General features: G+C 33.5%; 1 protein-coding gene. It reads left to right on the forward strand.

Annotated elements, in window-relative coordinates:
* Positions 1-20: 20 nt before the first annotated feature.
* Positions 21-269 (forward strand): hypothetical protein (locus tag AOA62_RS03885; protein ID WP_218244057.1); only part of this gene is annotated, 249 nt, incomplete at its 3' end.

The raw sequence follows: 269 nt of genomic DNA on the forward strand, positions 1-269 counted from the left end.
ATATTATAGTGAATCCGTTAATGAAAAAGGATTCGAAGAAGTATGGCGAGATTTTTCAAAAAGTTATGAAAAATAAACAAGATGCAACGATTTTACTAAATCAAACATTTCGTCATCATACCTTTGTACTTGGTAATCAAGTGCAGCCTGAACTATTTATGGTAAAAGATTATCCATCCAATTTTATTAAGAAGATGGGGACTCCAGAGACACTTGATGCCCTCTGTGAGGATTATAAAAAACACTGCCTTTACTTGAAGGAAGAGGAT

The sequence above is a fragment of the Pseudomonas sp. 2995-3 genome (genome assembly GCF_002742565.1).
Lineage (GTDB): Bacteria > Pseudomonadota > Gammaproteobacteria > Pseudomonadales > Pseudomonadaceae > Aquipseudomonas > Aquipseudomonas edaphica.